Below are 26,744 nucleotides of genomic sequence, written 5' to 3'. Positions count from 1 at the left end.
CTTCGGCTACTTTTTCGCCTTGCCTTTCAGTTTATATACGTAAGCCAGCACTTCAGCCACGGCTTGGAACATATCTGCCGGAATCGTTTGACCGATGTCGACGCGATCGTACAAGGCTCTGGCGAGCGGCCTGTTTTCCATCGTTACGACGCCATGTTCTTTGGCGATATCTTTAATTTTGAGCGCAATGTAATCTTGCCCTTTGGCAATGATTTTGGGGGCTTCCATTTCAGAAGCGACATATTGAACGGCGATAGCGTAATGCGTCGGGTTCGTAATGACAACGTCCGCTTTCGGAACTTCCTGCATCATCCGCTGCAGCGCCATGCGGCGTTGCTTCTCGCGGATTTTGCTTTTGATCAGCGGGTCCCCTTCGGTTTTCTTATATTCGTCTTTAATGTCCTGCTTCGACATGCGGATGCTCTTCTCGTATTCATACCGTTGATAGGCGTAATCGAATACGGCCAATACGACTAGAATCGCTCCGATTTTGAGGCCAAGCGACAACGTCAGGCTTCCCGCAAACGAGAAAATTTGCTGAAGCGGCACGTGATCCAGAGCGATGATTTTTTCCTTCTCGCCCATGAGCGTTAAGTAAACGACAACTCCGATTACGATCAGCTTCAATAACGACTTCGCAAACTGGACAAGCGAGCGAAGCGATAAAATATTTTTGGCCCCGCTGATCGGATTCAGCTTCTCCAGCTTTATCTTTAACGGTTCTCCCGTCAACAGGAAGCCGATTTGCATAAAGTTGCCCATAATTGCAACGAAAACCGTAATTAGAAATATGGGCGCCAATAAAACAAGTCCTTGAACGACTAGCGTTCCAAACATCGAATTAACGTTTTCAATCGTAATCTGTGTGTTTAAATGCTGATAGAACGTTTCTCGGAATAAGTTCATGATCCGGTCTTTATAAAAACCGCTGAACATCGCAAAGCTGATAAACGCGAATAATAGAATAAAAGCGCCGGGCAGCTCCATGCTTTTGGCCACTTGGCCTTTTTTGCGCGTTTCCTGCCGTTTGCGCGGTGTTGCGGATTCCGTCTTTTCCTGTGAGAACAACTGCAAATCTAACGGCAAGCGAAGCTGTTGCACCAGGGGAACCTCCCTTACGTCTCGCTATGCACTCGGTTTGGACTGCTTAATCATTTGCAGCAACTGGTGAATCGAATCAAACATATGAGCGAACAGCTGCTGGAACAATGCGTAAAATCCCGGAATGATCAGTATCAAGATCATGAAGCCGACTAATATTTTGAGCGGAACGCCCACTACGAAAATGTTGAATTGCGGCACCGTCCGAGCCAGAAATCCAAGACCTACATCGGTTAAAAACATCGCTACGATTAGCGGTGCAGACATCTGGAAAGCTAGCGCAAACGTGTCGGAAAACGTACGGACCAGAAATTCGGTGATGTTGCCTTCATAAAAACGGGTAAATAATTCGTTGGACAGCGGCACCCAATCATAGCTTTGAATAATGGCTGAAATCAGAAAATGATGCCCGTTCATCGCAAGGAACAGGAGGATCGCAACCATAAACTTGAAATTGCTCAAGATCGGACTTGAAGCGCCGGTCATCGGATCGATGACGTTGGCGATGCCGAAACCGAGCTGCATATCGACGAACGAGCCTGCCGTCTGGACAATCGTAAAGAACAAATAAGCTAGAAACCCGATCAATAGTCCAGCCAATACTTCGCGAAGGATCGATAAAACATAAAATCCGTCGATGTTGACCGACTGCTGTTTGATGCCGTATGTAAGAAAAATGATGATCGATATGAAAAACGCGATCCCGATCTTGAACTGCGCAGGTACCCCTCTTGTCGAAAAGATTGGAGCAACAACAAAAAACGATGTGATTCGACAAAAAATCAGCAAAAAAATAGGGAGATATTGCAGTAAACCTTGCACTTGCTCACAACCTATCCGATATACTTGTACAAGTTGTTTAATAAATTGTATGTAAAGTCAACAAGCGTCGTTAAAATCCACGGACCGAATAGGAGCAGAGCAAGCAGCACGGCGACAATTTTCGGAACAAACGCCAGCGTCTGTTCTTGGATTTGCGTTGTCGCCTGGAAGATGCTGACGATCAGCCCAACGACCAGCCCAAGCACTAACATCGGCGCGCTTGCTTTTAAAACGATATATACCGCTTGACCGGCAAGTCCGATTATAAAATCGGCATTCATCTTCCACACCTACTTCTGAATCATACTTGCTCAGGTGCTGAAGCTGAGCAGCAATGACTTGACAACCAAATACCAGCCATCCACCAAAATAAATAGCAATATTTTGAATGGCAGCGAAATCATAACCGGCGGGAGCATCATCATCCCCATCGCCATCAATGTACTGGACACGACCATGTCGATGACGAGAAAAGGAATAAAGATCATGAAGCCCATCTGGAATGCCGTTTTTAGTTCACTAATCGCAAAGGCCGGCACAAGAACCGTGAGCGGTATGTCCTCGTAGTTCTTCGGCTTTTCAGCCTTCGTATATTTGAGAAACAACAACAAATCTTTCTCCCGCGTATGGGATGCCATAAATTTCTTGATCGGAACGGCGGCTTTATCCAGCGCTTCAGTCTGCGTTATTTGCTTCGCCAGATATGGCTGCAGCGCGACTTTGTTGATCTCCCCGAGTGTCGGAGACATGACGAACAAGGTCATAAACAAGGCGAGTCCAATCAAGATTTGGTTGGGCGGCATTTGCTGGGTTCCGAGCGACGTGCGAACGAACCCGAGCACGATCACGATACGCGTAAAGCTTGTCATCAATATGAGTATGGCCGGCGCGATGCTCAATACGGTGATGAGCAATAATATGGATAATGCGCTCGAGCCGCCGCCGGCTCCGTCCGAATCGCCGATTTTAATATCTATGTTCGGAATCGGATCAGCGGCAAATGCAACGGAAGCGAATACCATGACGAGCAACTGTACAGCCAAAAAGCTGACCCACAATTTTTTGTTCATTTGTCCATCGACCGATCTGTATGATTTTCGTCGTCACGAAGCAAATTTTCCACCATCTGCTTCCGATTTGGCATCTGGTTCATTTTCTGTTGAAATACTTCGTGAAAAGAAGCGGTCAATTGTTCCGAATCATCGGAAGTTGGTTGCTTCGATTTGCGAAAGCTTCCGACTATGTTCTGAATCCAGGCAGACACCGAAGTGTTGCGCGCCGTTTGCTCAGCTTGAAAGGAAACCATGATGCGGGCCACTTCATCGGGGTCGTCGATTTTATCAACCAAGGTTACTTGATCCCCTACCCCGACCAAATAAATGGAACTCCCGACTTCGATCATTTGCAGCGACTTGTTCTGTCCCAGCATGACCCCGCCCATCGTGCGAATGGAGCGGTTCATGAGCCCGCCTCTGCTGCGCTGGCTTAAAAACTTGATTAGAATAATAATCAGAACAACGATGATAAATAAGACAACGATGACCCATACGATATTTCCTACGTTCCCGAGCGTGTCGGGAGCTCCGTCCGAGCCGTACGGATTATCGGAAGTTTTGCCGTCCGTACTTGGAAAATCGGCAAATACGGATTGACTCCATAACGTGCTACCCAACCAGACTGGAAGTGTCAGCAGCGATATTTTGTCGAGATAAGAAAGTATGCGCTTTGGAGTCCCGGCTTCCTTATCCCGCAAGAAAAGCAACCGCTTAGACACGTATGTATCTTCATCGAAAGGGCATCGATCAGAAGCTTTCCTTGCAGCTAGTCGAGACAAGATGGATCGCCCTTCCTTCAGTTTTTCGATGAATCGCATCGGCCCTTAACCGAGCGTTTTTTTGATTGCTTCGATGACTCGATCGGCTTGGAACGGCTTCACGATGAAATCTTTGGCGCCCGCTTGAATTGCGTCGATAACCATCGCTTGCTGCCCCATTGCGGAACACATAATAACTTTGGCGTTGCCGTCGATTTTTTTGATTTCCTTCAAGGCGGTAATCCCGTCCATTTCCGGCATTGTGATATCCATCGTGATCAGATCCGGGCGGAACTCTTTATACTTTTCGATCGCTTGCGCTCCGTCTGGTGCTTCTCCAACAACCTCGTATCCGTTCTTGGTCAGAATGTCGCGGATCATCATTCTCATAAATGCTGCGTCGTCTACGATTAAAATGCGATTGGCCATGATTGAACAGTCCTCCTAATTGGTTCTATTGTAGTTTTTGAATGCGATCCCATTGACTGACAATGTCGGTCACGCGTACCCCGAAGTTCTCGTCGATAACAACGACCTCGCCTTTAGCGACAAGCTTGTTGTTGACGAGAATATCGACAGGTTCGCCGGCGAGTTTGTCCAACTCGATAATGGAACCTTGGGAAAGCTCTAAGATGTCTTTAATCTGTTTTTGCGTTCTCCCTAATTCTACCGTGACTTTCAAAGGAATGTCCAATAATAGATTGAGATTGGTTTCGTCCGAATGAGCGTAAGTTCCGGTAGGAAAACCGGAGAATTGCGCCGGTTGAACATTGATGTTCCGGTTAGGAACCCCGCCATAAGCTGCAGGCTGCGGCGGCATTTGGTGCATCGGCTGCGAATGCGGCGCGTAGTGCTGTTCGTACGCCGGTTGTGGCGGCGCAGGCTGCGGCGTTGGCGCCGGTGCATGATACGCGGCCGGTGCCGGTGCCGGTGCGGGCGCTGGAGCTGGAGCCGGTGTCGGCGCGGGCGCCGGTTCGGACGAGGCGCCTCCCATCAGCGACGAAACCATTTCGCGAGCGAACGATACGGGAAGCAATTGCATGATCGTGGAGTCGATCAAATCTCCGATCGTCAGCCGGAAGGACACTTTAATGAAAACATCGTCCGGCGGAAGATTGTTAACCCCTTCGCCGCTTGCCATATTCAGAATATCGATGCCCGGCGGAGAGATGTTCACAAACCGGTTGAATATGGTGGACATCGAAGTCGCCGATGAACCCATCATCTGGTTCATCGCTTCTTGTACTGCGCTGATATGTATTTCGTTAAGCTCTTCGCTGAACAGGTTCGTTCCGTCTCCACCCAGCATCAAGTCCGCAATGACTTGAGCGTCCCGGGTTTTGATGACCAGCGAGTTGATGCCTTGGAAACCGTCGACATAAGTGACGTGTACGGCTACATGAGGCTTAGGGAATTCATCCTCCAGCTTATCGCGGGTGATGACCGAAACTTTAGGTGTCGTGATGTCTACCTTTTTGCCCAGCAAAGTCGACAGTGCGGTTGCTGCGCTGCCAAACGTAATGTTCCCGATTTCGCCGAGCGCGTCTTGCTCAAGCTCGGACAACACATCTTCGATCGTTTCCACCGAATGCGCGGAACTGTCATCCGAAGACTGACGAAGCAGCGCATCGATCTCTTCCTGCGACAAATAATCTTTACTCGTCATGTTCCTCTACTCCTTCGTCGACGATCTCCGTAATTTGAATAGCCAGCCGGTCCTTCATCATACCTGGGGTTGCGACATATTTGAAACGATCGCCAACCATGACCTTCAAGCCTTCTTTGATCGGGTTATGAAGCATGATGACATCGCCCGGGGTTAGGTTCAGAAATTCATGAACCGAAATTTGCGATTTCCCAAGTTCCGCGACAATCGGCAGCTTCGCTTTGCTGACGCGATTTTGCAATGTCTCAACTTCTTCAGGCGCCCGAGATTTTTTCTGCGAGACAAACCAGTGATGCGCAGACAGCTTCGACATGATCGGCTCAATGACGATATGAGGAATACACAAGTTGATCATGCCGGTCGTGTCGCCAATCTTCGTACTCAGCGAAATTAAAGCGATGGTTTCGTTCGGCGAAACGATTTGCATAAATTGCGGATTCGTTTCCAAAGCTTCCAGCCTAGGTGAAAGGTCGATGACCGTCTTCCAAGCTTCCTGCAAGCTGTCGAAAGCCCGACTGAATATGCGTTCCATCACGATCGTTTCGATTTCCGTCAAAGCCGTAATTTTCGAAGGTACCGAACCGTTTCCTCCCAGAAGCCGGTCAAGCATGGCATAGGCAACGTTCGGGTGTACTTCGAGCACCATCCTGCCTTCCAGAGGCTCCGCTTCAAAAATGTTCAAAATCGTCATCTTCGGGATCGAGCGAATAAACTCGTCGTACGGGAGCTGCTCGACATCAACGACGTTAATTTGTACGAATGTGCGTAGCTGAGCTGAGAAATACGTCGTCAAATACCGCGCGAAGTTTTCATGGATACGGGTCAAGCTACGAAGGTGATCCTTTGAAAATCGCATCGCTCTTTTGAAGTCGTAAGCTCTGACTTTCTTTTGGGTCTCTTCCTTCTTTAGCTCCTCGGCATCCATTTCTCCGGAAGATAAGGCTGCAAGCAGAGCGTCGATCTCATTTTGCGACAAAACATCAACCAATCCATTCACCCCCTCGGCAAAGTGAGTCTAATCTGTCAATCTAGGTCGATGCAATAATGAAGTTCGTAAGCTTAATTTTATTGATTTTGCCTTCTGTCAAAACCGGATTGATCAAATTGAGCAGCTTCGCGCAAAGCTCGTCTTTGCCTTTGGCGCTGGATATTTGGTCCGGATTCGTGTCCGACAAAACGCTGATAATGATCGGCTTCACTTCAATATCGATAATTTTATCGAATTGTTCCTTCGTTTTTTTGTCGTCGAGCTGGAAAGCCAGATTCAAAATAACGATTGAATCGCGATCGGATAAATTCGTGCGCAATTCCTTTAATTCCGAGGTGACCTCGACGAGTTCGTCGGCCGTCAACTTTTTAACTTCAACGGATTTGACGCTTTCTTTCGCTTTATCGTGAGCGTCGGCCGTGTCGTTGTCCTTGTTTAAGTAATTCCACAATATGATTGCAGCTACTGCGATTAAAGTTATCGCCGTAAGAATCATAATTAGCCATGGCAGCATTTTCTTCATCGTTACGACTCCTCTGTAACCTGACTTTTTATCGTAGCCACATTGACCCCAATCGTTTTCAAGTAGTCCTGCACTAGGCTTACTACATCTGAAGATTTCTCAAGCACATGAAGTTTGTTGCCGGTTGTCAATGTTATCAACGTATCTGGCGTTTCTTCGATCATCTCGATCAACAAGGCGTTCAAGTAAAACGAAACGCCGTTCAAACGCGTTACACGAATCATAGGTTACCTCCCGAAAACCCGGGGAAGGGTCAACCTTCCCCGCGGTTAATTACCTCTTATCGCTTCAGGTTTACAACTTCTTGAAGCACTTCATCGGATGTCGTAATGATCCGCGAGTTGGCTTGGAAGCCGCGCTGTGCAACGATCATTTCCGTAAATTCGTTCGTCAGATCGACGTTCGACATTTCAAGCTGCCCGGAGATGATTGCTCCTGTGCCTGCTTCCGCATTATTCGCTTCTACGATTTCCAAATCATCGGCAGATGCGTTTGGCGTGTTGCGGTACAAGTTGCCGCCGATTTTCTCTAATCCGTCAGGGTTTGTTACTTTAACAACGCCAATTTTGACGCCCGTCGCTTCGGATGTTCCGTCCGCTCGAACCGAGATGATTTCGCCGTCCTGGGCGATCGAAAATGCCGTTACTTCCTCATCGAGTACGATCGGCTCGCCGTCCGTGCTCAGTACATGAAGACCGTCCGCATTCACTAGTTGTCTTGCCGCATCAAGCGTGAAGTTGCCCGCTCTCGTCAAATACGGCACCTCTTGGTCCTCGCTGGCCTTCACTGCGAAAAATCCGTCGCCGTCAATGCGCAAGTCCGTCGGTTTATTCGTCGTCATTGCACTTCCTGGCGTATGTATCGTATCGATTGCGGCAACCGTTACGCCTAGACCGATTTGCTTCGCGTTCACGCCGCCCTTGCCGTCCACAGGTGCCGTTACGCCGGATACCGTCTGGCTCAAAATATCTTTGAACATGACGCGTCCGCCTTTAAAGCCTACCGTGTTGACATTGGCGATATTGTTGCCGATAACGTCGAGTTTCGTTTGGAAACCACGCATACCGGAAATGCCCGAATACATCGATCTCAACATGCAATTTGTTCCTCCCTGGTCTTGGTTAATGTCGGTCGCAAGGCCGCTTCCGTCGTTCGGCGGCCTAAGGCTTCCTTGCGGGCCAGCCCTTTAAGCGATAATCAAGAAATGATGACTGCGCTATCGATTTGCGTAAATACGTTGTCTTTCATAGATGCGCCGTCCAAAGCCGTGATGACCGTTCGGTTTTTGACATTCACGATCAGCGCGGTATCCTGCACGAGAATCAGCGAATCTTTGGCGCCTTTCGCCGCCGCTTTGTCAACCGCGGATTCAATTTTCGACAGCTGCTCCGGCTGGAATCGAATTCCCCGCTGCTGCAGCCGCATCTCCGCATGTTGACTGAACTTTAAAAAGTTATTTTCGAATATTTGTTGAAAAGGTTGATTCCCGGCAATAGTTTGCGGATTCGAGTTAATTCGATGGGCCGGAACGTGCGTAACCTTATTCGGGAACATCTGCCCGACGGTTATCCTGTTGCTCATTTTGGCTCTTCCTCTAGCTGCGGAAACTTGATCGTCAAAATCTGATCCAAAGGAACTTCATCCCCGCCTACTTTCGCGAGCTGAACTCCGTTTTTGAACACGATCGAATCAACGATACCCGATTTATCCGTAGCTTCCGCATCCGTTCCTTTCCAGCTGATTTCATGCCCGATCAAATTGGAAGCAAATCCAAGCGATTGACGGAGCGTTTTCATTTCCGTCGCCATATTCATGAGCTGCTCGACTGAACTGAACTGCGCCATTTGGGCAATAAATTCACGGTCTTGGAGCGGCTGCATCGGATCCTGGTTTTTCAGCTGCGTCACGAGGATTTTTAAAAAATCATCCTTGCCCAGCGTCTGCTCGCCGGTTTTTTTGGTTGCTGCCGTATTGCCTTGAGCGTAATAAGGCCAAACATTTTTGGTTGAGATCGCATCGGCCATTCAATCACCTCCATCCGACTATGCCGTTACGTTGATCGATGTACCGTAACCCAGTTCCTTATGGGCTGAATGTTGATCCAGTTCGTTCGTGAATACTCCGGAGACTTCATCGTATTCCGCCGATCTGGAGCGATTCTGGCGGGTGAAGTTTTGCTGCTGCTGCTGCGACTGCTGACGATGGTCCTGGAACATTCCGGACTGCAGTCCGCTTTGCGATACTTGCAGCTTGTCCACCTGTAAACCTTGGTTCTGCAATGCCGTGCGAAGCTGTGCCAGTTGATTCTCAAGAACCTCTTTGCCTGCTGCGTTGTCCGCGACGAACATCGCCGTCACGACGCCGTTATGCAACGTAATCCGCACATCAACTTGGCCGAGCTGTTCCGGAAATAACGAAATCGTAGCTTCCGTCACGCCGCCCAGCTTCGTGATTCCCAAGTTTTTTACGATAAATTGGCTCATGTCTTGGGCAAAAGCATTTGCGGCCATCGTAATCGGCTTCGCTTGGTTGTCCGCCGTTAAAGCCCTAACTGCATCTTGTCCGACGCCAAGCATCGTTAATGTGTTCAAATCTGCCTCTGTTGCGTTTCCTGCCCCATCGGCAGCTTGATCTTGACCGGAATCAGCCGCCAGCATCGCCAGCTGTTGCAGCGGATGGCGCATCAAATGCGCAAAATGCGTCTTCACGTTTAAGCTGCCGGTGTTTTGCTGGAAGACTCCGAACGTATCCTCAAGGCTGTCCGTTGCCGAATCAAGCTGCTGTAGCAAGTTTGCTTTCTGCTGCTGCGTAACATGCTTTTGCAGCGGTTGGAGCTGCTCGGTAATTTGAGCGATAATTTGCGCATTTTTGCTTGAATCCGGCGTGTCCGATACTGCTGCAAGATCCTGAGCTGCCGTTTGCAAGGCAGTAGGCAGTTTTTGAAGCAACACTTGAAGCTGTTCCAAATTGTGAGACGCCTGATCGTTAGCCGGTTGCTGATTCGCTGCTTTCATAAGTTGAGACAGCAATTGTTGAACATTGACGATCGGCAATGCAGCTTTAGCTCCGTCCGCATCAATTGCAACCGATTCGGTTGATTGTGCAGGTTCTGTTTGCTGGTTCGCTCCGATATTGCTCATCAGAGCTGCGAGCAGTTCGCTAGCCTGTGCAATCCAGTCGTTAAGCCCATCCTCCGTATCAAGGGTCTGATCGTCGGATACTTGAAGTTGTCCGATCAACTCCGAAAGCTGCGCGATCAATGAATCGGAATCAACCTCAGCATCCTCTTCGAATAAGGAAGTTACGATTGCATTAAGTCCTAGAAGCGGAACATTCGTAGCGGTAGCATTGACTGAATTCGCCGAAGAATCCGCATTTCCGTTGATGACTTGCACGAGCGCATTCGCGAAATTACCGCCGTTTCCGGCTGTTTTGCCGGCTGAAGTACCCGAAGTCGATGGCGCCGAATTGGAAACCAATTTTTGAATAGGCAAATCCATTTGTGTTCACCTCCTTTCGTGCACTATTTTGCAGCGAGCTTGGTGGTCAATTTAGCAGCCGTGCTTTTATCCTGGTCAGCCATTGCGCCTAACACCGCTGAGCGGTTCTGATTGCTCATCGTGCTTAAAATGGCAAGAACTTTGTCTTGGCTGATTTTGTTCATCTCCAAGAGCAGCGAAGCCGCGTTTTTGGGTGCCATATTGCCGAACGTTTCGCCAAGATCCTTCTTATCCACTGTCGATTTGGCAGGTGGCGTTGTAGCCTCTTTTAAGTTCAAGCGGGATTGCAGCGCAGCGATTTCGCGATCTTTGGAAGTTGTTACATCCTTGAGCAAAATCGAGGCGTCAGCCGCTTTTTTCGGATTCATTTTTTCAAGGATTTTGACGCGTTCATCCGTTTTCATCGCACTGAGGACAAGCACTTGCTCTTCAATCGTTAAGTTTTCAATGATCGGTGCCGCTTTGCTCGGTGCTATCTTCGCGTAAACCGAAGCAAGTCCTTGAACCTGCTGATCATAAGCTGCGTCATCGACCGTTTTTTGCTGTAGCTTTTCTTCCAGCGAATTCATTTGATCTTGCAGCGATTTGATCGTTTGCTCGCTTTTTGCGTTTTTGTCGACCACTTTTTTCAGTTCGGCATCTTTGGCCGCGATAATTTGATTCAGCTCATTCACTTTATCGGCGGATGCCTTAGCCACGGCCTCAGGATCGGCAACTTCGCTTTCTTCAGGCTTTGGTGCCGGCTCAGGAAGAAAACTGCTGACAATCGGAATCTTGTTGCCGAATTCGAGCAAGCTGTTGCGAATATCGTAATTGAACAGCGCTAACAATACTCCGAGCAGGATGACCGTAAACAAAATCGGCGTGACGAAAAATAGAAAACGTTCAAAGCCGCCGTATGAACTTTTCTCGACATCCTGGTTGGCCAAAACGATTCCTCCTAAAAGTTTTCCCGGAGGGAAAACTCACTTCGTAAGCGTTGACTAGGCTTTCTCGGAGAGAAAGCCACTTCGTAAGCATAAGCTTAAGTTTTCCCGGGGGGAAAACTCACTTCGTAAGCATAAGTGCGTAAATCTAGCTATGCATTGACAAAAATCACATTGCCTTCAATCTTCCTGCATTCCCCTGTCTAGAATGCAACCTGTGCCCCGCGCCGGGCAAAACGCATCGTGGCCATTTCGTCCAGCTCTTGCTGCTCCACACGCAAAAATTCGGCGACATAATTTTGCTTCGCTTTATCACGGGCGTTAAGCCACACTTTTTCGTCCAGCATTTTTGTCGCTACATTTTGCCGGTTCACGAATACATCCTTTTGCGCCGCCTGAACGTCTTTGAGCTTTAATCCGATAAGCCGCTCCAGATGTTCGATATATTGCTGCAATACAAGCAGCTCCGCTACGGGCGCACATTCCGTCGAGGAAGCATGCAGATCATCCTGCAACCGCCTCTTCTCCGATTGCAGCTCTTCGAGCGTTTGTTCCTCCAGCTGCAGCTTGCCGATTGCGGTCGATAGAAGCCATTCGGCTTGCATTTTTTCGTTTGATTTCAAATCGACGATTTTCTGAAAGCCATATTGGAACTTTTTCATCGCGCTGAACGTCATCTCCCAAGAAATTCATTCAATAAACGCTCTCTTGCTTCCGAATAAGTTACTTTCTCCATTTCTTTTTGGCGCGTAAAATCCCATATGGACTGGATATTTTGCAAAGCATGATCAATTTCTTGATTTGATCCCCGCTGGTACGCCCCAATATTGATCAGGTCTTCCGAATCTTTATAAATAGCTAGCATCCGCTTCAAATTTTCGGCCGCTTCTGTGTGCTCCTGCGACACAATTTCTTTCATGACCCGGCTGACGCTGGCCAGAACGTCGATCGCGGGGAAGTGCCCTTTGTGGGCCAAATTCCGATTCAGGACAATGTGTCCGTCCAGAATCCCGCGGACTGCGTCGGCGATCGGTTCGTTCATGTCATCGCCGTCGACGAGAACGGTGTAGAACGCCGTAATCGAGCCTTTAGGGCCAGTTCCGGCACGTTCCAGCAGCTTCGGCAGGTTGGCGAATACGGAAGGCGTATAGCCCCGCGTAGCCGGCGGCTCGCCGATGGCAAGTCCGACCTCGCGCAGCGCCATTGCATAACGCGTTACCGAGTCCATCATCAGCATGACGTTCAAGCCGCGGTCGCGGAAATATTCAGCGATCGTCGTTGCGATCAGAGCGCCTTTCATGCGAATCAATGCGGGCTGATCAGACGTCGCTACGATGACGACCGAACGCTGCAAGCCTTCCGGCCCAAGATCGCGCTCGATAAAATCAAGCACCTCGCGTCCGCGCTCGCCGATTAATGCAATAACGTTAACGTCAGCGGACGTGTTGCGGGCGATCATGCCGAGCAGCGTGCTCTTGCCGACGCCGGAGCCTGCGAAAATGCCGACCCGCTGGCCATTGCCGATCGTCAGCAAGCCGTCGATTGCGCGAACGCCGATGCTGATCGGATTCAAGACGCGCTGCCGTTTCAGCGGGTTACTCGGCACATTATTCGTCGAATAATGCGGCATCCGAGCCGGAATCAAGCTGCCGTCAAGTGGCTGGCCTAGTCCGTCAAGCACTTTGCCAAGCAGCTCGGAGCCAACCTGTACGGTGAGCGGTTTACCCGTTCCGACAACGTCGCAGCCGGGTCCGATCGAATGCAGGTCGCCAAGCGGCATCAGAATGACTTTATTATTGCGAAAACCGACCACTTCCGCCTTGAGCGGCTGGGACGATTTTGCGGGATAAATGTAGCATACGTCGCCGATATTGGCGTCGGGTCCTTCCGATTCGACGGTCAGGCCGATAACCTGCGTAACTTTGCCGTTGACGCGAACCGGATCCATGCCCTTCATATGCTCGATATACCGCTCTGCATTCGGCAATCTACTCATGCTCGAATCGCTCCTCGTTCCGAATCGCCAGCTGGTATAGCTCTTTTTTGATCTCGGTCAGCTGCGTATCGATACGTGCATCGATGCTGCCGAAGGAAGATCGGATGACGCAGCCCTCGTCTTTCACCGATGCGTCGGGCAATATTTGCAGCTCCGCCTGCGAATCGATGGCGAGAACAAGTTCTTCTCTTGCATTTTGAATAAAAGCGAACTGAGACGGTGCCACGCACAATGTGATGACGCCCTGGTCACGACGCCGGGACAGCACTTGCTTCACTTGCTGAATGATCCATTCCGGTTCCAATAACAACTGTTTATGTATGATTTTTTCGGCAATCGCGCAACTGAGCTCGAGCAGAAACGGCTCCGCTTCCTGTATGATCAATTCTTTGCTTTGAAAAGACTGCTCGAGAATCGACTTTGCCTGGGCGAGCATTTCGTTATACTGCGCTTGAACCGCAGCTTCGGCCTGAACAAGACCTTCATCATAGCCTTGTTGAAATCCTTGTTCCTTGGTTTGTTCCAGATGAAGTTCGTCATCCAGACGGCGCATCTGCCACCAGTCTTCGATTTCGGCGTGAGCTTGTTCACGCAAACGTTCCGCTTCTTCGGCAGCTTGGCGAATATGTTCTTCCGCAAACGCTTCGGCATCGCGCATCAACTGCTCTTTGGCAGCAATGTATTCGGCATCGGCCAAAGCGCGTTTCATCGGGTCGTCGGCATCTTCGGAAACTTTTTTTGGCAAAATGTTTACGATTGGCGCAACTTCTACCCTTTTAATGTCGTCTACAGAAATATACAGAGTTGATTTAATCACGTTAGACAATGATATCGTCGCCTCCGCCGCGAGCAATAATGATTTCGCCGGATTCTTCCAATCGTCGGATGGTCGCTACGATACGCGTTTGCGCTTCTTCCACGTCGCGCAGCCGGACAGGTCCCATATATTCCATTTCTTCCTTGAATGTATCGGACATCCGTTTGGACATGTTGCGGAAAATCGCTTCGCGAACTTCTTCGCTGGCAACCTTCAGCGCAAGCTGCAAATCGGCATTCTCGATATCGCGAATAATGCGTTGAATCGAGCGGTTGTCGATGTTGACGATATCTTCGAAGACGAACATCCGTTTTTTGATTTCTTCGGCAAGCTCAGGATCCTGAATTTCGAGCGAGTCGAGAATCGTTCTTTCGGTACCGCGGTCGACGCCGTTCAAAATTTGCACGATCGCTTCGATACCGCCGGCCGAAGTATAATCTTGCGTTACAGCAGAGGATAACTTCTGCTCCAATACACGTTCGACCTGAGCGATGACTTCCGGTGAAGTACTGTCCATCAGGGCGATGCGTTTCGCAACGTCGGCTTGCTTCTCTTGCGGCAGTGACGACATGATCGCCGCCGCTTGATCGTACTGTAAATAAGATAATACGAGCGCGATCGTTTGCGAATTTTCGTTCTGGATAAAGTTCAAAATTTGACCCGCATCGGCTTTGCGCGCAAAATCAAACGGTCTAACCTGCAGCGTAGCCGTCAAGCGGTTAATAATATCAAACGCTTTTTGCTGGCCCAGCGCTTTTTCCAATATTTCCTTGGCGTACGTAATGCCGCCTTGCGAAATATATTCCTGCGCCATGCAAATTTGATGAAATTCGTTCAAAATCGTATCTTTTTCGCCGCTGTCCACTTTACGTACATTGGCGATTTCCAGCGTAAGCTGTTCGATTTCGTCCTCTCGTAAATGCTTGAATATTTGTGCAGATACTTCCGGGCCTAAAGTAATAAGAAGAATCGCCGCTTTTTGTCGTCCGGACAACACTTGCGGTTGTTGGAATTTAGCCATTGAAGGTCAACACCTCTATTCATCGACTAGCCATGTGCGTAATAAATTGACAAACTCTTCCGGCTTCTTCTTCGCCAACGTTTCAAGCTGCTTGCGCACTTGACTTTCGTTTACGTTGTCGATATCGATCGTCGGGAATTCCACTTTGGCCGGCAGTTCTTCTTCTTCGACGATTTCCGGTTTTCTTCTCCGGGACATCACAAGAACCGTTCCGCCAATCAGAGCTAGAGCCAAAATTCCTGCTCCGTACCATACCCAGTTCGGAATCGAACTAGAAGCTTGGGTAGACGCTTTGCCATCGAAAGGCTGTGCAAATACGGAAACCTTTTTGTTCAATTCTTCATCCGTCAATGTCTGACCGGAATCGGCCAGCGTTGCGCGTACAATATTGGTCAAGATCGTTTGAATCGAATTGCGAATTTCCGGCGTCAGCGAATTCGGATCCGCATTCGGCGGTTCGACGCCAACGTTGATCGTTAAGTCCTTGACATTGTATGGACTGGATACGATTTGGTTCGTAATTCGGTTGACTTCGTAGTTAAGCCGTTCGCTGTTTTTCTCCGAGCTTGTTTTACCGGAGCTGTCCGCTCCCAGGTAACCAGGTACATCCGATTGTCCCGTACCGGTAACGCCGCCGCTTTGCGCAGGCTCGCCCGTATACGATTCTTGGATACGCTCGACACTGATTTCAATTCCTTTTTTATCGACGGGATCAACAGGCGTGACCAGCTGCTCTTGCGTGTTCTTCTTATCGAAGTTCAAGCTGGAGGCAACATTCACGACAACTTTGTCTTTCCCCATGATCGTGCTCAGGAATCCGTACACTTTTTTGCGAATGTCGTCTTCGAACTTTTTCTGGACTTGGAATTGTTGGTCAATGACGTTGCCCGCCATGCCGCCCGTGCCGCCTTTGGTTGTTGGAACCAATTCGCCGTCCGGACCGGAAATCGTAATATTGTCGATCGCAAGCTTCGGAACAGCCGTCTTCACAAGATTGAAATATCCGTCGATCGCTTCTTGATTCGGGCGGTAACCCGATTTAAATTGCAGGACGATCGATGCGGAAGCTTGGTCTTCGTCATCCGTCGTGACGAACACATTTTCTTGCGGGAGCGTTACGAGCACATCCGCGCTGCTAACGCCGGTCATGCCTTGCAGCAATCTCCGGATTTCGCCGTTTAATGCGTCATTGTATTTGACCTTGAATTCGTTATCCGTCGTGCCGAAGGTCGAGGACTCTTTGCTGAAAACACCGAAGCCGAGCGAACCGTTTTGCACAAGTCCTTGGGAGCCCGCTTCGACTTTAACTTTGGCGGCAACCGTGCTCGGAACCCCGATGCTCTTGCCGTCTTGGCTAAGCTCATACGAAATGCCGTTGGTCTCCAAATAATTCGTAATGGCCGCAGCGTCCGTTGCATTCAAATCCTGGAAAGCCAATTCGTATTCCGTTTTCGAAAACTGATAGGACAATAAGGCGATCACCAGGATGATGAAAAGAAAAGACGAAACGAGCATAATTTTTTGTGTCTTATTGTATTGATTCCAATACCGAGCCGCCTTCTCCCGATACTGGACGAGTTTTTCGTTCACGGTGTCACCTCACCCAAGCTATGCTAGGAAGTATAGTACGACTACATTTGCATTCTCATTACGTCTTGATAAGCTTCGATGACTTTGTTGCGGATTTGAGCCGTCAACTGAAGGGTAATCGCCGCTTTTTCGGAAGCGATCGTTACCGTATGCGCATCAACTTCACCGCGAATGAATTGATCGTTCAGCGCTTGTACCGCCTGGTCTTCGTTATTAATTTCATTCATGGCATCCTTCAGAAAATCGCCGAATTGCTTCGTCAGCTCGGATGGCGTCGTAGAGGAAGCCGTTTTTGCCGCGCTTGCGGCGTTCGTTTTATGTATCGAGTTCAACAATATGTTATCAACCACAATCGTCGCTCCTTAACGATGAATAATTATTTGCCGATTTCGAGTGCTTTCATGACCATCGCTTTCGATGCGTTCAAGGCGGTTACGTTTGCTTCGTACATCCGCGTAGCGGATATCATATCGACCATTTCCTTCAAAACGTCGACGTTCGGCAAGTAAACAAATCCGTTCTCGTCTGCGTCGGGATGCGTCGGATTATACACTTGCTTGAATTGGCTCTGATCCTCAATGATTTTCGTCACTTTAACGCCTTGGCTAGCGGAAGTTCCGTTCATTTGCTGTTCCAGCGTATCGGCAAAAGAGCGCTGCTTCATCGGTTCCATAACGACCAATTTGCGTCGGTATGGCTCAAACTTGCCGTTTACGTATTTGCCCCGCGTCGTCTCCGCATTCGCCACGTTGGACGAAATGACATCCATCCGCAATCTCTGGGCCGTCAGCGCGGAAGCGCTAATATCAAATCCGTTCGACAGCTTCATCGTTACCTTCTCCCTTCAATCGCCGTGCGGAGTTGCCGCATCTCATGGTTGACCTGCTGAACGAACACGTTGTAGCGCAGCTGGTTTTCGGCTTGGAACGTCATTTCCCGATCGATATCCACATTGTTCAGATTGTTGTTCATGACCGTTGACTCATCCGTTACGATTTCGGGCTGAGGAAATGAAGACGCCCTCCCGATAAAAAAATGTCTGGAATCCGTCCTATTGCCGACAAAAGGCGATAAATTTCCAGAATCTAGCGAGTTGTTCAAATACTCTTCGAACCGAACCTCGGAACGCTTGAAATAAGGCACTTCGGCATTCGCAATGTTGCTTGCGACCACTTTCTGCCGCAGCGTCGCCGCATCTAAAGCGCGCTCCAACCCGTTCATGGACGCGCCAATGAAGTTAAACACGCAATTTCCCACCTTCCAGCTCTGATTGACATAATATATTCAACATCTCGCTTCGCTTTTCCTTCTTTCTTCGACAAAGTTTTCTTTTATTTGTGTGAAGTGTTTGTCAAAGAATGCCGATCACGCGACATCAATAATATTCTATGACTTTCCAGAATAAAACAATACGCAAAAAGCACTATCTTTAATTTGCTAAAGACAGTGCTTTTTCTAGAACAGGATCACAATATATTGCGCTATATTTCGCTAAATTTTGATGTTCTCCAACTCGTTCACGAGCTGATCGTTCAATATTTTGATATAAGTCCCCTTCATGCCGAGGGAACGGGTTTCGATAACGCCCGCGCTTTCGAGCTTGCGCAGCGCATTTACGATTACCGACCGGGTAATGCCGACACGATCGGCGATTTTGCTGGCAACGAGCAAACCTTCCTTGCCGTTTAACTCCTCGAAAATGTGTTCGACCGCTTCAAGCTCGCTAAACGACAACGAACCTATCGCAATCGACACGGCCGTTTTGCTGCGCATCTCCAGCTCGATTTCGTCAGCCCGTCCGCGCAAAATTTCCATGCCGATGATGGTTGAGCCGTATTCCGCCAAAATCAGATCGTCTTCGATGAAATCATCCGCATTGCGAGAAATGACAAGCGTGCCTAAACGGTCGCCTCCCCCGTTAATGGGGACGACAGTGACAAGTTTATCGGTAAACACCGCCGTAATTTGCTCCGAGAACCTTAAATACGGACTCTCCGTATCGAGATTCGATGTCGTCTCGTCAATCTTTAGCAAAATGTTGTTCGCATCCGCGGGAAATCGCAGCTCGCTCTTCGACGGCTGGGAATCGATAACATCCACGCTTCCCGCTGTGGCGAAACCTAATATTTTGCCTTTGCGACTGACGACGTACACGTTGGCGTGAATCGTGTCGCGGAGTACCTCCGCCATCTCTGTAAAATTAACGGCCTTGCCTGCCGCTTTCTGCAAAAGCTTGTTCAATGTTCTTGTCTTTGCCAATAAAGTCATGCCGTACTGCCTCCCAGCCTTCCTGATCACACTTGATCGATTACAATATATATTGACTCAAATCGCGATTTTTGGCGATGTCGCTAATTTTATCACGAACGTACTCCGGAGTAATCACCATATGTTCGAGCGTTATTTCCGGAGCCTCGAAGCTTAAGTCCTCCAGCAGTTTCTCCAAAATCGTATGCAAACGGCGCGCGCCGATATTTTCCGTGTTCTGATTCACCTGGGCGGCGATGCGAGCCAATTCCCGAATGGCCGCGTCCGAAAATTCGACCCGGATTCCCTCGGTCTCGAGCAAAGCGACATATTGCTTCGTGAGGGCGTTCTTCGGTTCGGTCAGAATGGAGACGAAATCGTCCTCGGACAAATTCGACAGCTCTACGCGAATCGGGAACCGCCCCTGCAGCTCGGGGATCAAATCCGACGGTTTGGCGATATGGAAGGCGCCCGCGGCGATAAACAAGACGTAGTCCGTTTTCACCGGCCCGTATTTGGTCATGACGGTCGAGCCTTCGACAATCGGCAGAATGTCCCGCTGTACGCCTTCACGGGATACGTCCGGGCCGCCTCCGCGGCCGGAGCTGGCGATTTTATCGATCTCGTCGATAAAAATAATGCCGGATTGCTCCGCGCGGCGGATCGATTCCTGTATGGCATCGTCCATGTCGATCAGCTTGTTCGCTTCTTCCTGAATGAGCACCTTGCGCGCCTCTTTGATCGGCAGCTTCCGTTTCTTGGAGCGCTTCGGCAGCATATTGCCGAACAGCTCCTGCATGTTCATGCCCATCTGCTCGTTATTGCCTTGGCCTGCAAGCATATCCAGCATCGAAGGGGTATTATCCTCCACCTCGATCTCGATGATTTCGTTTTCCATGCCGCCGGCGAGCAGACGCTGCTTGATTTGATCACGCTTTTCCTGCAGGCTCGAATCGACTTCCACTTCATCCGTCGATGGCGCCGAAGCATTGCCGCCAAAAATCATCTCCAGCGGGTTCCGCTGGTTTCTCGGCTTGGAGGGGGATGGCGCAAGAATGGCAACGATGCGATCATTCGCCATTTTCTCCGCTTTATCCTTGACTTGCTCCGTTTTCTCCGCCTTCACCATACGAATCGACGTCTCGACCAGGTCGCGGACCATCGACTCGACGTCACGGCCGACATAACCGACCTCGGTGAACTTGGTCGCTTCCAATTTGACGAACGGAGCGCCGACGAGCTTTGCGAGTCTTCTCGCAATTTCCGTTTTGCCTACGCCGGTTGGCCCGATCATCAAAATATTTTTCGGCACGATTTCGTCCCGCACCGATTCGTCCAGCAAGCTGCGGCGATACCGGTTCCTTAAGGCGACGGCAACCGATTTTTTGGCATTTTTCTGACCGACAATATATTTATCCAGCTCCGCGACGATCTGCCGGGGAGTAAGAGACGTGTTTTTCATCGTACAGCCCTCCTCCTAGTTTTGCACGGCAATACTTCTTAGCAAATAAGCTAAATCTTTATACCACGTTTATTCGATTTCCTCGACGATAATGTTCTCGTTTGTAAAAACGCAAATTTCCGAGGCCGTTTGCAATGCCGCGCGTGCAATATTCTTCGCTTCCATGTGCGGCGCATGGCGTTTGAGCGCTCTTCCCGCGGCTAGTGCGAAGCTGCCTCCGGAGCCGATTGCAAGAATACCGTCATCCGGCTCGATAATTTCACCGTTACCGGAAATAAGCAGCAAGCCGCTTCCGTCCATGACGATCATCATCGCTTCCAATCGTCTAAGCACGCGGTCGCTGCGCCAATCCTTCGCAAGCTCCACCGCAGCCCTTTGCAGATTGCCGTGATGCTCCTCCAGCTTGCCCTCGAACTTCTCGAACAAAGTAATCGCATCCGCGACCGAACCGGCGAAGCCCGCTACGACTTTGCCACGGTACAAGCGACGAACCTTCTTGGCCGTATTCTTCATCACCATGCTGTTGCCGAAGGTCACTTGGCCGTCGCCGGCAATCGCTCCTTTGCCGTTGTGACGCACCGCAAAAATCGTCGTCGCATGAAATTGTCCGCTCATTGAGAGATCCTCCTTCCAAAAATGTAATCCCCGAACTTCATTATTCTGTTAACGGATCTGCTGCGCAAAAGCACGAATTCCGTCCAACGCGCGGTTCGCAAGTGAATCGTTTTTATCCTTCTTGTTGCGGATTTTTTCCGCAAGCGGCGGGAACAAGCCGAAATTCGCGTTCATCGGTTGAAAATGTTTAAAATCCGCAGTCGTAATATAGTGCGCCATGCTGCCAAGCGTCGTTTCCTTCGGCAGCACGAGGCACTCCTCGCCCTTGGCGAGCCTGCCGGCATTGATCCCGGCGATGAGGCCGGAAGCAGCCGATTCGACGTATCCTTCCACGCCCGTCATCTGACCGGCAAAAAACAAGTCGTCCCGTTCCTTGAATTGGTAAGTCGGTTTGAGCAGCTTCGGCGAATTGATGAACGTATTCCGGTGCATAACGCCATAACGAACGATTTCGGCATTTTCCAGGCCCGGAATCATGGAAAACACTCGTTTTTGCTCTCCCCACTTAAGATGGGTCTGGAAGCCTACCATGTTATACAATGTACCGGCCGCGTTGTCCTGACGCAGCTGCACGACGGCATATGGCAGCTTGCCTGTATGCGGATTGATAAGCCCAACCGGCTTCATCGGTCCGAACAACACGGTCTGGATGCCGCGACGTGCCATTATTTCGATCGGCATGCAGCCTTCAAAATAAACTTCTTTCTCAAAATCTTTCAGTTGAGCGGTTTCCGCCGTAATAAGCGCCTCATGGAAAGCGCGGAACTGCTCTTCGTCCATCGGGCAGTTCAAGTATGCGGCTTCTCCTTTATCGTAGCGCGACGCCAAGTATACTTTGTTCATATCGATGGAGTCTTTTTCAATGATCGGCGCTGCGGCGTCGTAGAAATAAAAATATTCTTCGCCCATCAGCTTCTGGATATTGGCCGACAATTCCGGAGAAGTAAGGGGACCTGTCGCGATAACCGTAATGCCGCTTGGGATTTCGCTCATCTCTTCATTCCGCACCTCGATCAGCGGGTGCTCGCGCAGTCTCCACGTAATTTCGCCGGAAAAGCCGTCACGGTCGACCGCTAGCGCTCCGCCTGCCGGTACCGCGTTATTGTCGGCGCTGCTCATGATCAGCGAATCCAAGATGCGCATTTCTTCTTTCAGCACGCCTACGGCGTTCGTCAGCCCATTCGCACGCAGCGAGTTGCTGCATACGAGCTCGGCGAATTTGTCCGTATGGTGAGCCGGCGTCCGTTTGACCGGACGCATTTCGTATAAAGTAACGGGCACGCCTTGGCTCGCGATTTGCCAAGCCGCTTCGCTGCCGGCCAGCCCCGCTCCGATGACGTTAACCCTCGTTGGTTGTGACAATGGTGTTGACCCTCCTAAAAGCTTTCCGAAGGAAAGCTACTTCGTAAGCATAATCTGAACTTTAATCAACGATTTCTTCATTATAATCGCACTGCACGCACTGGATTTTCCCGCCGCTTTTATTCCGCTTCTCTACCAGCATGGATTCGCATTTCGGGCACGGCTTGCTGACCGGCTTATCCCATGAAACGTGATCGCAAGTAGGATATTGGTCGCACCCGTAAAAAATCCGGCCTTTTTTGCTGCGGCGTTCGATCATTTTGCCGGTTTTGCACTTCGGGCAGGTGACGCCGATGTCCTTGACGATCGGCTTCGTATTGCGGCAGTCCGGGAAGCCCGAGCAGGCGAGAAACTTGCCGAAGCGGCCCATTTTGTAAACAAAATGCTTGCCGCACTTCTCGCAAATCTCATCGGATACCTCGTCCTGAATTTCGATTTCCTTCATTTCCTCTTCGGCCACTTCAAGACGCTTTTCGAACGATTCATAGAAAGATTGAAGCACCTTCACCCAATCCTCGCTGCCTTCCTCGACATGGTCGAGATCGCCTTCCATTCTCGCCGTAAATTCGGCATCGAGAATTTCCGGGAAAAACTCCTCCATCAGCTGAATGATCAAGGTACCAAGCTCGGTCGGAACGAATTTTTTCTCCTCGAGCGCGACATATCCTCGCTTCTGAATCGTTTCCAGCGTCGGCGCGTACGTACTTGGACGCCCGATGCCAAGCTCCTCCAGCGTACGAACGAGGCGTGCCTCCGTATAACGCGGCGGCGGCTGCGTAAAGTGCTGCTTCGGTTCGATCGACTGCTGTTTTACTTGATCGCCTTCTTTTAATGGAGGCAAAAACTTGTCGTCTTCCGTCGTTCCGTCGTCGTTACCTTCCACATAAACCTTCATGAAGCCCGGAAAACGAACCTTCGATCCAACCGCCCGGAAAATCGCAGGACCTGTATGAATATCGACAGTCATCGTATCCAATACCGCGGACGCCATTTGGCTTGCGATAAATCGCTCCCAGATGAGCTTATATAACCGAAGCTGGTCGCGGCTCATGAATTCTTTGATTTCATCCGGCTCTCGCATAACGGATGTAGGGCGGATCGCTTCATGCGCATCTTGCGCGTTCGCGTTTTTCTTCGTATAGACACGCGGCGTTTCCGGCACGTAGGCGGCGCCGTATTTCTCCATTATAAACTGCTTTGCTTCTTCCTGCGCAACGGGTGAAATCCGGGTGGAGTCCGTACGCATATACGTGATCAAACCGACCGTTCCTTCTTTGCCGAGATCGACGCCCTCGTAGAGCTGCTGGGCGACGGACATCGTTTTGGCGGCGCGGAAGTTCAGCTTGCGTGCAGCCTCTTGCTGAAGCGAACTTGTGATAAAAGGAGGAGACGGGTTCCGCAAACGTTCGCGTTCCTTGACCTCGCCCACCTTATAATCCGATTTGCCGATCGCTTTCAGTATCTCCTGTACTTCTTGCTCGCTGCCGAGCTCCTTTTTCTCGCCGTTCATTCCGTAAAATTTCGCTTCGAACTCCGATTTGCCGGTCGCTAGGCGAGCCGTAATCGACCAATATTCTTCCGGAACGAATGCGTCGATTTCGTTTTCGCGGTCGATGACGATTTTGACGGCAACGGATTGGACCCTGCCTGCGGAAAGCCCTTTTTTGACTTTCTTCCATAATAGGGGGCTAATTTTGTAGCCGACGAGCCGGTCCAAGATTCGGCGTGCCTGCTGCGCGTTTACGAGATCCAAGTTGATTTTGCGGGGCGTCTTAAACGCTTCCTTGACCGCTTGCTTCGTAATTTCGTTGAAGACGACGCGGCATTCTTCCGTATCGTTCAAATCCAAATAATGCGCCAAATGCCAAGCGATCGCTTCTCCTTCGCGGTCGGGGTCGGCCGCGAGATATACTTTTTTGACGCGTTTGCTCGCGTCCTTCAGTTCTTTCAATACCGACCCTTTGCCGCGAATCGTAATATACTTCGGGTTAAAGCTGTTTTCGACTTCTACCCCGATTTGGCTTTTTGGCAAATCACGAATATGACCCATGGAAGCTTTGACAATAAATTTGCTGCCCAAATATTTGCCGATCGTTTTCGCTTTAGCCGGTGATTCGACGATGACTAGTGAATCCGCCAATGGTTCGTCCTCCCCTAATTGTTCTTAACGAATGATATATGCAGAACCTGGTAGTTGATCAATGAGTTTTTTCATAAGCAAGGATAACAGAACTGAATGCAAATGTCCAAATGTATACTTGCTTTTCTCCAATAATTGGTCGATCGTCGTAGGCTCGTGCGATAAAATTCGATAAACAAGCCGTTCATGCTCGGTGAGTTTGGACGGTGACGGAGCATCCAGACGTGCTGAAACCGGTTCTACTGCTATCATATGTCGATATTCCTCCAATATATCTTGCGCGGAGGATACGAGCTTAGCCCCTTGCTTGATTAACCGGTTCGCCCCTTCGCTCTTCGGCGATGAAATCGGACCCGGCACGGCAAACACGTCCCGAGATGCTTCGAGCGCATGGTCCGCGGTGATGAGCGAGCCGCTTCGTTCGGCTGCTTCAACGACAAGAACGCCTAAACTTAGTCCTGCGATAACACGATTTCTTTGGGGAAAAAGTCCCGGATGAGACTTCGTGCCTATCGGATACTCCGAAAGGATTAGACCTTTTTCGACAATTTCTGCGTGAAGCGAGCGGTTTTCCGGCGGATAAATGACGTTAATCGCAGTACCTAAAACGGCAATCGTGCTCCCCGAGCTGCGTAATGCCGCTTCGTGCGATACGCTGTCAATGCCTTTGGCCATGCCGCTTACGACGCCCCAACCGACTTGCGACAGCTGGTCGGAGAGCTTCTCTGCGGCTCTTTTGCCATATGCGGTAGGTACTCTCGTTCCGACTATGCCGATTAACGGTTTGTTCAGCATGTCCAGATGGCCGCGATAATACAACACCCAAGGAGGGCGTCCCGTTTCCGCGAGCAGCTGCGGATATGCCGGATCAAGCCGCGTTATATAATCAATTCCCTCCTTTGCATACAGCGCTAACCGATTTTCAATATAAGACTCCGATAGCATCTGCCGAATCAAAACCGCTTTGCTCGTAACGATTCCGATGCGCTCCAAATCTTCGATACTTGCGTTCATCCATTCGGATAGCGGAATTGGCTGACTGACCAAACGCGAAATACTATTCCACCCGATCCCTTCCATTTCATGCAATGCAAACAGAATCGTGCGGTCATTCATCGACTGTCCAACGCCCCTTTACGATGTATAATTTCAAAAAAAAACCTTCCAGCCCCCTGTCGGGAGTTGGAAGGTTGCTTACCTTCGACCTTATTTCTTTGTGATGCACTTCTCGAGCAGACCTTTTTCTTCAAGCACGCTGACCAGCGTGGAGCCCATTTCGGAAGGCGTTGGTGCAACGCGTACGCCGCACTCTTCGAGCTTAGCGATTTTTTCAGCCGCCGTACCTTTGCCGCCGGAAATGATCGCGCCCGCGTGACCCATACGCTTCCCTGGAGGAGCAGTTGCGCCGCCGATGAAGCCGATAACCGGCTTTTTCATGTTCGCTTTGATCCACTCAGCCGCTTCTTCTTCCGCCGTACCGCCGATTTCGCCGATCATGATGACGGCATACGTGTCCGGATCTTCGTTGAACAGGTGAAGAATGTCGATAAACTCCGAGCCTTTCACCGGGTCGCCGCCGATGCCTACCGCGGACGATTGGCCGATGCCGCGAGTCGTCAGTTGGTGAACCGCTTCATATGTCAGCGTTCCGCTGCGGGAAACGACGCCGACATGGCCCGGCGTATGGATGTATCCCGGCATGATGCCGATTTTGCATTCGCCCGGCGTAATGACGCCAGGGCAGTTCGGTCCGATCAGGCGCGTGTTTTTGCCTTCCATGTACCGTTTTACTTTGACCATGTCAAGAACCGGAATGCCTTCCGTGATACAAATAACAAGCTCAAGACCTGCGTCAACGGCTTCCATGATCGCATCCGCTGCAGCTGCAGGCGGAACGTAGATAACCGATGCGTTCGCATCCGTAGCTTCTTTTGCCTCAAGAACGGTGTTGTACACAGGAAGCGTGACCGTGCTGCCGTTTTCCAGCGCGAAGTCAACCGTCGTGCCGCCTTTGCCCGGCGTTGCGCCTGCTACCATTTGCGTGCCGTAGTCGAGACCGCCTTTTGTGTGGAACATCCCTGTTTTGCCGGTCATATTTTGCGTAATGACGCGTGTATTTTTGTTTACTAAAATACTCATCGAACACTCACACCCT

At 50.1% G+C, this 26,744-nt stretch carries 30 protein-coding genes; all 30 read right to left on the bottom strand.

Translation table 11 applies throughout. The features are described 5' to 3' along the window. Window positions 1-6: 6 nt before the first annotated feature. The 30 genes from flhB to sucD all read right to left on the bottom strand — a co-directional run bounded on the left by flhB (window position 7) and on the right by sucD (window position 26,728). Complete coding sequence (gene flhB / locus AC0LWM_RS21610) at window positions 7-1,101, bottom strand: flagellar biosynthesis protein FlhB (RefSeq protein ID WP_474677067.1); 1,095 nt, start codon at window positions 1,099-1,101, stop codon at window positions 7-9. Window positions 1,102-1,125: 24 nt separating this feature from the next. Then, window positions 1,126-1,923 carry a flagellar biosynthetic protein FliR gene (gene fliR / locus AC0LWM_RS21605; RefSeq protein WP_474677066.1) on the bottom strand — a complete coding sequence of 266 codons (798 nt, stop codon included), beginning with the start codon at window positions 1,921-1,923 and terminating at the stop codon, window positions 1,126-1,128. A gap of 11 nt (window positions 1,924-1,934) precedes the next feature. Further along, a complete protein-coding gene (gene fliQ / locus AC0LWM_RS21600) occupies window positions 1,935-2,204 on the bottom strand; it encodes a flagellar biosynthesis protein FliQ (RefSeq protein ID WP_474677065.1) in 270 nt (89 codons plus the stop codon). A 30-nt stretch (window positions 2,205-2,234) separates the two neighbouring features. After that, window positions 2,235-2,993: a flagellar type III secretion system pore protein FliP gene (gene fliP, locus AC0LWM_RS21595; protein ID WP_474677064.1), complete on the bottom strand. Its 759-nt coding sequence runs from the start codon at window positions 2,991-2,993 to the stop codon at window positions 2,235-2,237. Beyond that, a complete protein-coding gene (locus tag AC0LWM_RS21590; RefSeq protein WP_474677063.1) occupies window positions 2,990-3,697 on the bottom strand; it encodes a flagellar biosynthetic protein FliO in 708 nt (235 codons plus the stop codon). The genes fliP and AC0LWM_RS21590 overlap by 4 nt, the downstream gene beginning before the upstream one ends. Window positions 3,698-3,802: 105 nt before the next feature. Further along, on the bottom strand, window positions 3,803-4,165 hold the full coding sequence (locus AC0LWM_RS21585; protein WP_474677062.1) for a response regulator: 363 nt from the start codon (window positions 4,163-4,165) through the stop codon (window positions 3,803-3,805). Between the two features lie 25 nt (window positions 4,166-4,190). Further along, window positions 4,191-5,402, bottom strand: a complete 1,212-nt coding sequence (gene fliY, locus AC0LWM_RS21580; RefSeq protein ID WP_474677061.1) for a flagellar motor switch phosphatase FliY — start codon at window positions 5,400-5,402, stop codon at window positions 4,191-4,193. Further along, entirely contained in the window at window positions 5,392-6,390 is a 999-nt protein-coding gene (gene fliM, locus AC0LWM_RS21575; protein WP_474677060.1) for a flagellar motor switch protein FliM, read from the bottom strand. The genes fliY and fliM overlap by 11 nt, the downstream gene beginning before the upstream one ends. 40 nt (window positions 6,391-6,430) lie before the next feature. Then, entirely contained in the window at window positions 6,431-6,913 is a 483-nt protein-coding gene (locus tag AC0LWM_RS21570) for a flagellar basal body-associated FliL family protein (RefSeq protein ID WP_474677059.1), read from the bottom strand. A gap of 2 nt (window positions 6,914-6,915) precedes the next feature. After that, window positions 6,916-7,137 carry a flagellar FlbD family protein gene (locus AC0LWM_RS21565; protein WP_474677058.1) on the bottom strand — a complete coding sequence of 74 codons (222 nt, stop codon included), beginning with the start codon at window positions 7,135-7,137 and terminating at the stop codon, window positions 6,916-6,918. A 56-nt stretch (window positions 7,138-7,193) separates the two neighbouring features. Next, on the bottom strand, window positions 7,194-8,009 hold the full coding sequence (flgG, locus tag AC0LWM_RS21560) for a flagellar basal body rod protein FlgG (protein WP_474677057.1): 816 nt from the start codon (window positions 8,007-8,009) through the stop codon (window positions 7,194-7,196). A 101-nt stretch (window positions 8,010-8,110) separates the two neighbouring features. Beyond that, on the bottom strand, window positions 8,111-8,494 hold the full coding sequence (locus AC0LWM_RS21555; RefSeq protein WP_474677056.1) for a TIGR02530 family flagellar biosynthesis protein: 384 nt from the start codon (window positions 8,492-8,494) through the stop codon (window positions 8,111-8,113). Beyond that, entirely contained in the window at window positions 8,491-8,937 is a 447-nt protein-coding gene (gene flgD / locus AC0LWM_RS21550; protein ID WP_474677055.1) for a flagellar hook assembly protein FlgD, read from the bottom strand. The genes AC0LWM_RS21555 and flgD overlap by 4 nt, the downstream gene beginning before the upstream one ends. Before the next feature lie 18 nt (window positions 8,938-8,955). After that, window positions 8,956-10,413, bottom strand: a complete 1,458-nt coding sequence (locus AC0LWM_RS21545; RefSeq protein ID WP_474677054.1) for a flagellar hook-length control protein FliK — start codon at window positions 10,411-10,413, stop codon at window positions 8,956-8,958. A 23-nt stretch (window positions 10,414-10,436) separates the two neighbouring features. Next, complete coding sequence (locus AC0LWM_RS21540) at window positions 10,437-11,342, bottom strand: MotE family protein (protein WP_474677053.1); 906 nt, start codon at window positions 11,340-11,342, stop codon at window positions 10,437-10,439. A 200-nt stretch (window positions 11,343-11,542) separates the two neighbouring features. Next, window positions 11,543-12,001 carry a flagellar export protein FliJ gene (gene fliJ / locus AC0LWM_RS21535; protein WP_474677052.1) on the bottom strand — a complete coding sequence of 153 codons (459 nt, stop codon included), beginning with the start codon at window positions 11,999-12,001 and terminating at the stop codon, window positions 11,543-11,545. Window positions 12,002-12,012: 11 nt separating this feature from the next. Next, window positions 12,013-13,335 carry a flagellar protein export ATPase FliI gene (gene fliI, locus AC0LWM_RS21530; protein ID WP_474677051.1) on the bottom strand — a complete coding sequence of 441 codons (1,323 nt, stop codon included), beginning with the start codon at window positions 13,333-13,335 and terminating at the stop codon, window positions 12,013-12,015. Continuing rightward, a complete protein-coding gene (locus tag AC0LWM_RS21525) occupies window positions 13,328-14,161 on the bottom strand; it encodes a FliH/SctL family protein (RefSeq protein WP_474677050.1) in 834 nt (277 codons plus the stop codon). Before AC0LWM_RS21525 ends, fliI begins: the two co-directional genes overlap by 8 nt. After that, window positions 14,154-15,173, bottom strand: coding sequence for a flagellar motor switch protein FliG (gene fliG / locus AC0LWM_RS21520; protein WP_474677049.1), 1,020 nt, complete (start codon window positions 15,171-15,173; stop codon window positions 14,154-14,156). The genes AC0LWM_RS21525 and fliG overlap by 8 nt, the downstream gene beginning before the upstream one ends. A gap of 15 nt (window positions 15,174-15,188) precedes the next feature. Continuing rightward, a complete protein-coding gene (fliF, locus tag AC0LWM_RS21515; protein WP_474677048.1) occupies window positions 15,189-16,763 on the bottom strand; it encodes a flagellar basal-body MS-ring/collar protein FliF in 1,575 nt (524 codons plus the stop codon). Between the two features lie 41 nt (window positions 16,764-16,804). After that, the gene (gene fliE, locus AC0LWM_RS21510) at window positions 16,805-17,113 is read right to left on the bottom strand and encodes a flagellar hook-basal body complex protein FliE (RefSeq protein WP_474677047.1); all 309 of its coding nucleotides are present in this window, start codon (window positions 17,111-17,113) and stop codon (window positions 16,805-16,807) included. A 26-nt stretch (window positions 17,114-17,139) separates the two neighbouring features. Continuing rightward, window positions 17,140-17,592, bottom strand: coding sequence for a flagellar basal body rod protein FlgC (gene flgC / locus AC0LWM_RS21505; protein WP_474677046.1), 453 nt, complete (start codon window positions 17,590-17,592; stop codon window positions 17,140-17,142). A gap of 2 nt (window positions 17,593-17,594) precedes the next feature. After that, window positions 17,595-17,984, bottom strand: coding sequence for a flagellar basal body rod protein FlgB (gene flgB, locus AC0LWM_RS21500; protein WP_474677174.1), 390 nt, complete (start codon window positions 17,982-17,984; stop codon window positions 17,595-17,597). A gap of 270 nt (window positions 17,985-18,254) precedes the next feature. Beyond that, on the bottom strand, window positions 18,255-19,031 hold the full coding sequence (gene codY, locus AC0LWM_RS21495) for a GTP-sensing pleiotropic transcriptional regulator CodY (RefSeq protein WP_474677045.1): 777 nt from the start codon (window positions 19,029-19,031) through the stop codon (window positions 18,255-18,257). Between the two features lie 40 nt (window positions 19,032-19,071). Next, a complete protein-coding gene (hslU, locus tag AC0LWM_RS21490) occupies window positions 19,072-20,472 on the bottom strand; it encodes an ATP-dependent protease ATPase subunit HslU (protein ID WP_474677044.1) in 1,401 nt (466 codons plus the stop codon). Between the two features lie 69 nt (window positions 20,473-20,541). Further along, window positions 20,542-21,087, bottom strand: coding sequence for an ATP-dependent protease subunit HslV (hslV, locus tag AC0LWM_RS21485; protein ID WP_474677043.1), 546 nt, complete (start codon window positions 21,085-21,087; stop codon window positions 20,542-20,544). A gap of 48 nt (window positions 21,088-21,135) precedes the next feature. Beyond that, window positions 21,136-22,449, bottom strand: coding sequence for an FADH(2)-oxidizing methylenetetrahydrofolate--tRNA-(uracil(54)-C(5))-methyltransferase TrmFO (trmFO, locus tag AC0LWM_RS21480; RefSeq protein WP_474677042.1), 1,314 nt, complete (start codon window positions 22,447-22,449; stop codon window positions 21,136-21,138). 61 nt (window positions 22,450-22,510) lie between these two features. Beyond that, the gene (gene topA, locus AC0LWM_RS21475) at window positions 22,511-24,589 is read right to left on the bottom strand and encodes a type I DNA topoisomerase (protein WP_474677041.1); all 2,079 of its coding nucleotides are present in this window, start codon (window positions 24,587-24,589) and stop codon (window positions 22,511-22,513) included. Window positions 24,590-24,613: 24 nt separating this feature from the next. Then, the gene (gene dprA / locus AC0LWM_RS21470) at window positions 24,614-25,705 is read right to left on the bottom strand and encodes a DNA-processing protein DprA (protein ID WP_474677040.1); all 1,092 of its coding nucleotides are present in this window, start codon (window positions 25,703-25,705) and stop codon (window positions 24,614-24,616) included. A 90-nt stretch (window positions 25,706-25,795) separates the two neighbouring features. After that, window positions 25,796-26,728, bottom strand: a complete 933-nt coding sequence (gene sucD / locus AC0LWM_RS21465) for a succinate--CoA ligase subunit alpha (RefSeq protein WP_474677039.1) — start codon at window positions 26,726-26,728, stop codon at window positions 25,796-25,798. Between the last annotated feature and the right edge of the window lie 16 nt (window positions 26,729-26,744).

The sequence above is a fragment of the Paenibacillus sp. sgz302148 genome (assembly GCF_056120465.1).
Note: the sequence above shows the minus strand (reverse complement) of the source record. Positions and strands in the feature narration are given on the sequence as shown.

What these genes read in the sequence shown, in the direction of transcription:
- fliI (WP_474677051.1), bottom strand. Translation starts at nt 13,335, where the DNA reads ATGAGTAGATTGCCGAATGCAGAGCGGTATATCGAGCATATGAAGGGC.
- AC0LWM_RS21555 (WP_474677056.1), bottom strand. Translation starts at nt 8,494, where the DNA reads ATGAGCAACAGGATAACCGTCGGGCAGATGTTCCCGAATAAGGTTACG.
- AC0LWM_RS21570 (WP_474677059.1), bottom strand. Translation starts at nt 6,913, where the DNA reads ATGAAGAAAATGCTGCCATGGCTAATTATGATTCTTACGGCGATAACT.
- AC0LWM_RS21565 (WP_474677058.1), bottom strand. Translation starts at nt 7,137, where the DNA reads ATGATTCGTGTAACGCGTTTGAACGGCGTTTCGTTTTACTTGAACGCC.
- flgB (WP_474677174.1), bottom strand. Translation starts at nt 17,984, where the DNA reads ATGAACGGGTTGGAGCGCGCTTTAGATGCGGCGACGCTGCGGCAGAAA.
- hslV (WP_474677043.1), bottom strand. Translation starts at nt 21,087, where the DNA reads ATGAGCGGACAATTTCATGCGACGACGATTTTTGCGGTGCGTCACAAC.
- dprA (WP_474677040.1), bottom strand. Translation starts at nt 25,705, where the DNA reads ATGAATGACCGCACGATTCTGTTTGCATTGCATGAAATGGAAGGGATC.
- fliJ (WP_474677052.1), bottom strand. Translation starts at nt 12,001, where the DNA reads ATGAAAAAGTTCCAATATGGCTTTCAGAAAATCGTCGATTTGAAATCA.
- fliQ (WP_474677065.1), bottom strand. Translation starts at nt 2,204, where the DNA reads ATGAATGCCGATTTTATAATCGGACTTGCCGGTCAAGCGGTATATATC.
- sucD (WP_474677039.1), bottom strand. Translation starts at nt 26,728, where the DNA reads ATGAGTATTTTAGTAAACAAAAATACACGCGTCATTACGCAAAATATG.
- AC0LWM_RS21545 (WP_474677054.1), bottom strand. Translation starts at nt 10,413, where the DNA reads ATGGATTTGCCTATTCAAAAATTGGTTTCCAATTCGGCGCCATCGACT.
- fliG (WP_474677049.1), bottom strand. Translation starts at nt 15,173, where the DNA reads ATGGCTAAATTCCAACAACCGCAAGTGTTGTCCGGACGACAAAAAGCG.
- hslU (WP_474677044.1), bottom strand. Translation starts at nt 20,472, where the DNA reads ATGAAAAACACGTCTCTTACTCCCCGGCAGATCGTCGCGGAGCTGGAT.
- flgC (WP_474677046.1), bottom strand. Translation starts at nt 17,592, where the DNA reads ATGAAGCTGTCGAACGGATTTGATATTAGCGCTTCCGCGCTGACGGCC.
- fliY (WP_474677061.1), bottom strand. Translation starts at nt 5,402, where the DNA reads ATGACGAGTAAAGATTATTTGTCGCAGGAAGAGATCGATGCGCTGCTT.
- codY (WP_474677045.1), bottom strand. Translation starts at nt 19,031, where the DNA reads ATGACTTTATTGGCAAAGACAAGAACATTGAACAAGCTTTTGCAGAAA.
- fliP (WP_474677064.1), bottom strand. Translation starts at nt 2,993, where the DNA reads ATGAACAAAAAATTGTGGGTCAGCTTTTTGGCTGTACAGTTGCTCGTC.
- flgD (WP_474677055.1), bottom strand. Translation starts at nt 8,937, where the DNA reads ATGGCCGATGCGATCTCAACCAAAAATGTTTGGCCTTATTACGCTCAA.
- AC0LWM_RS21585 (WP_474677062.1), bottom strand. Translation starts at nt 4,165, where the DNA reads ATGGCCAATCGCATTTTAATCGTAGACGACGCAGCATTTATGAGAATG.
- flgG (WP_474677057.1), bottom strand. Translation starts at nt 8,009, where the DNA reads ATGTTGAGATCGATGTATTCGGGCATTTCCGGTATGCGTGGTTTCCAA.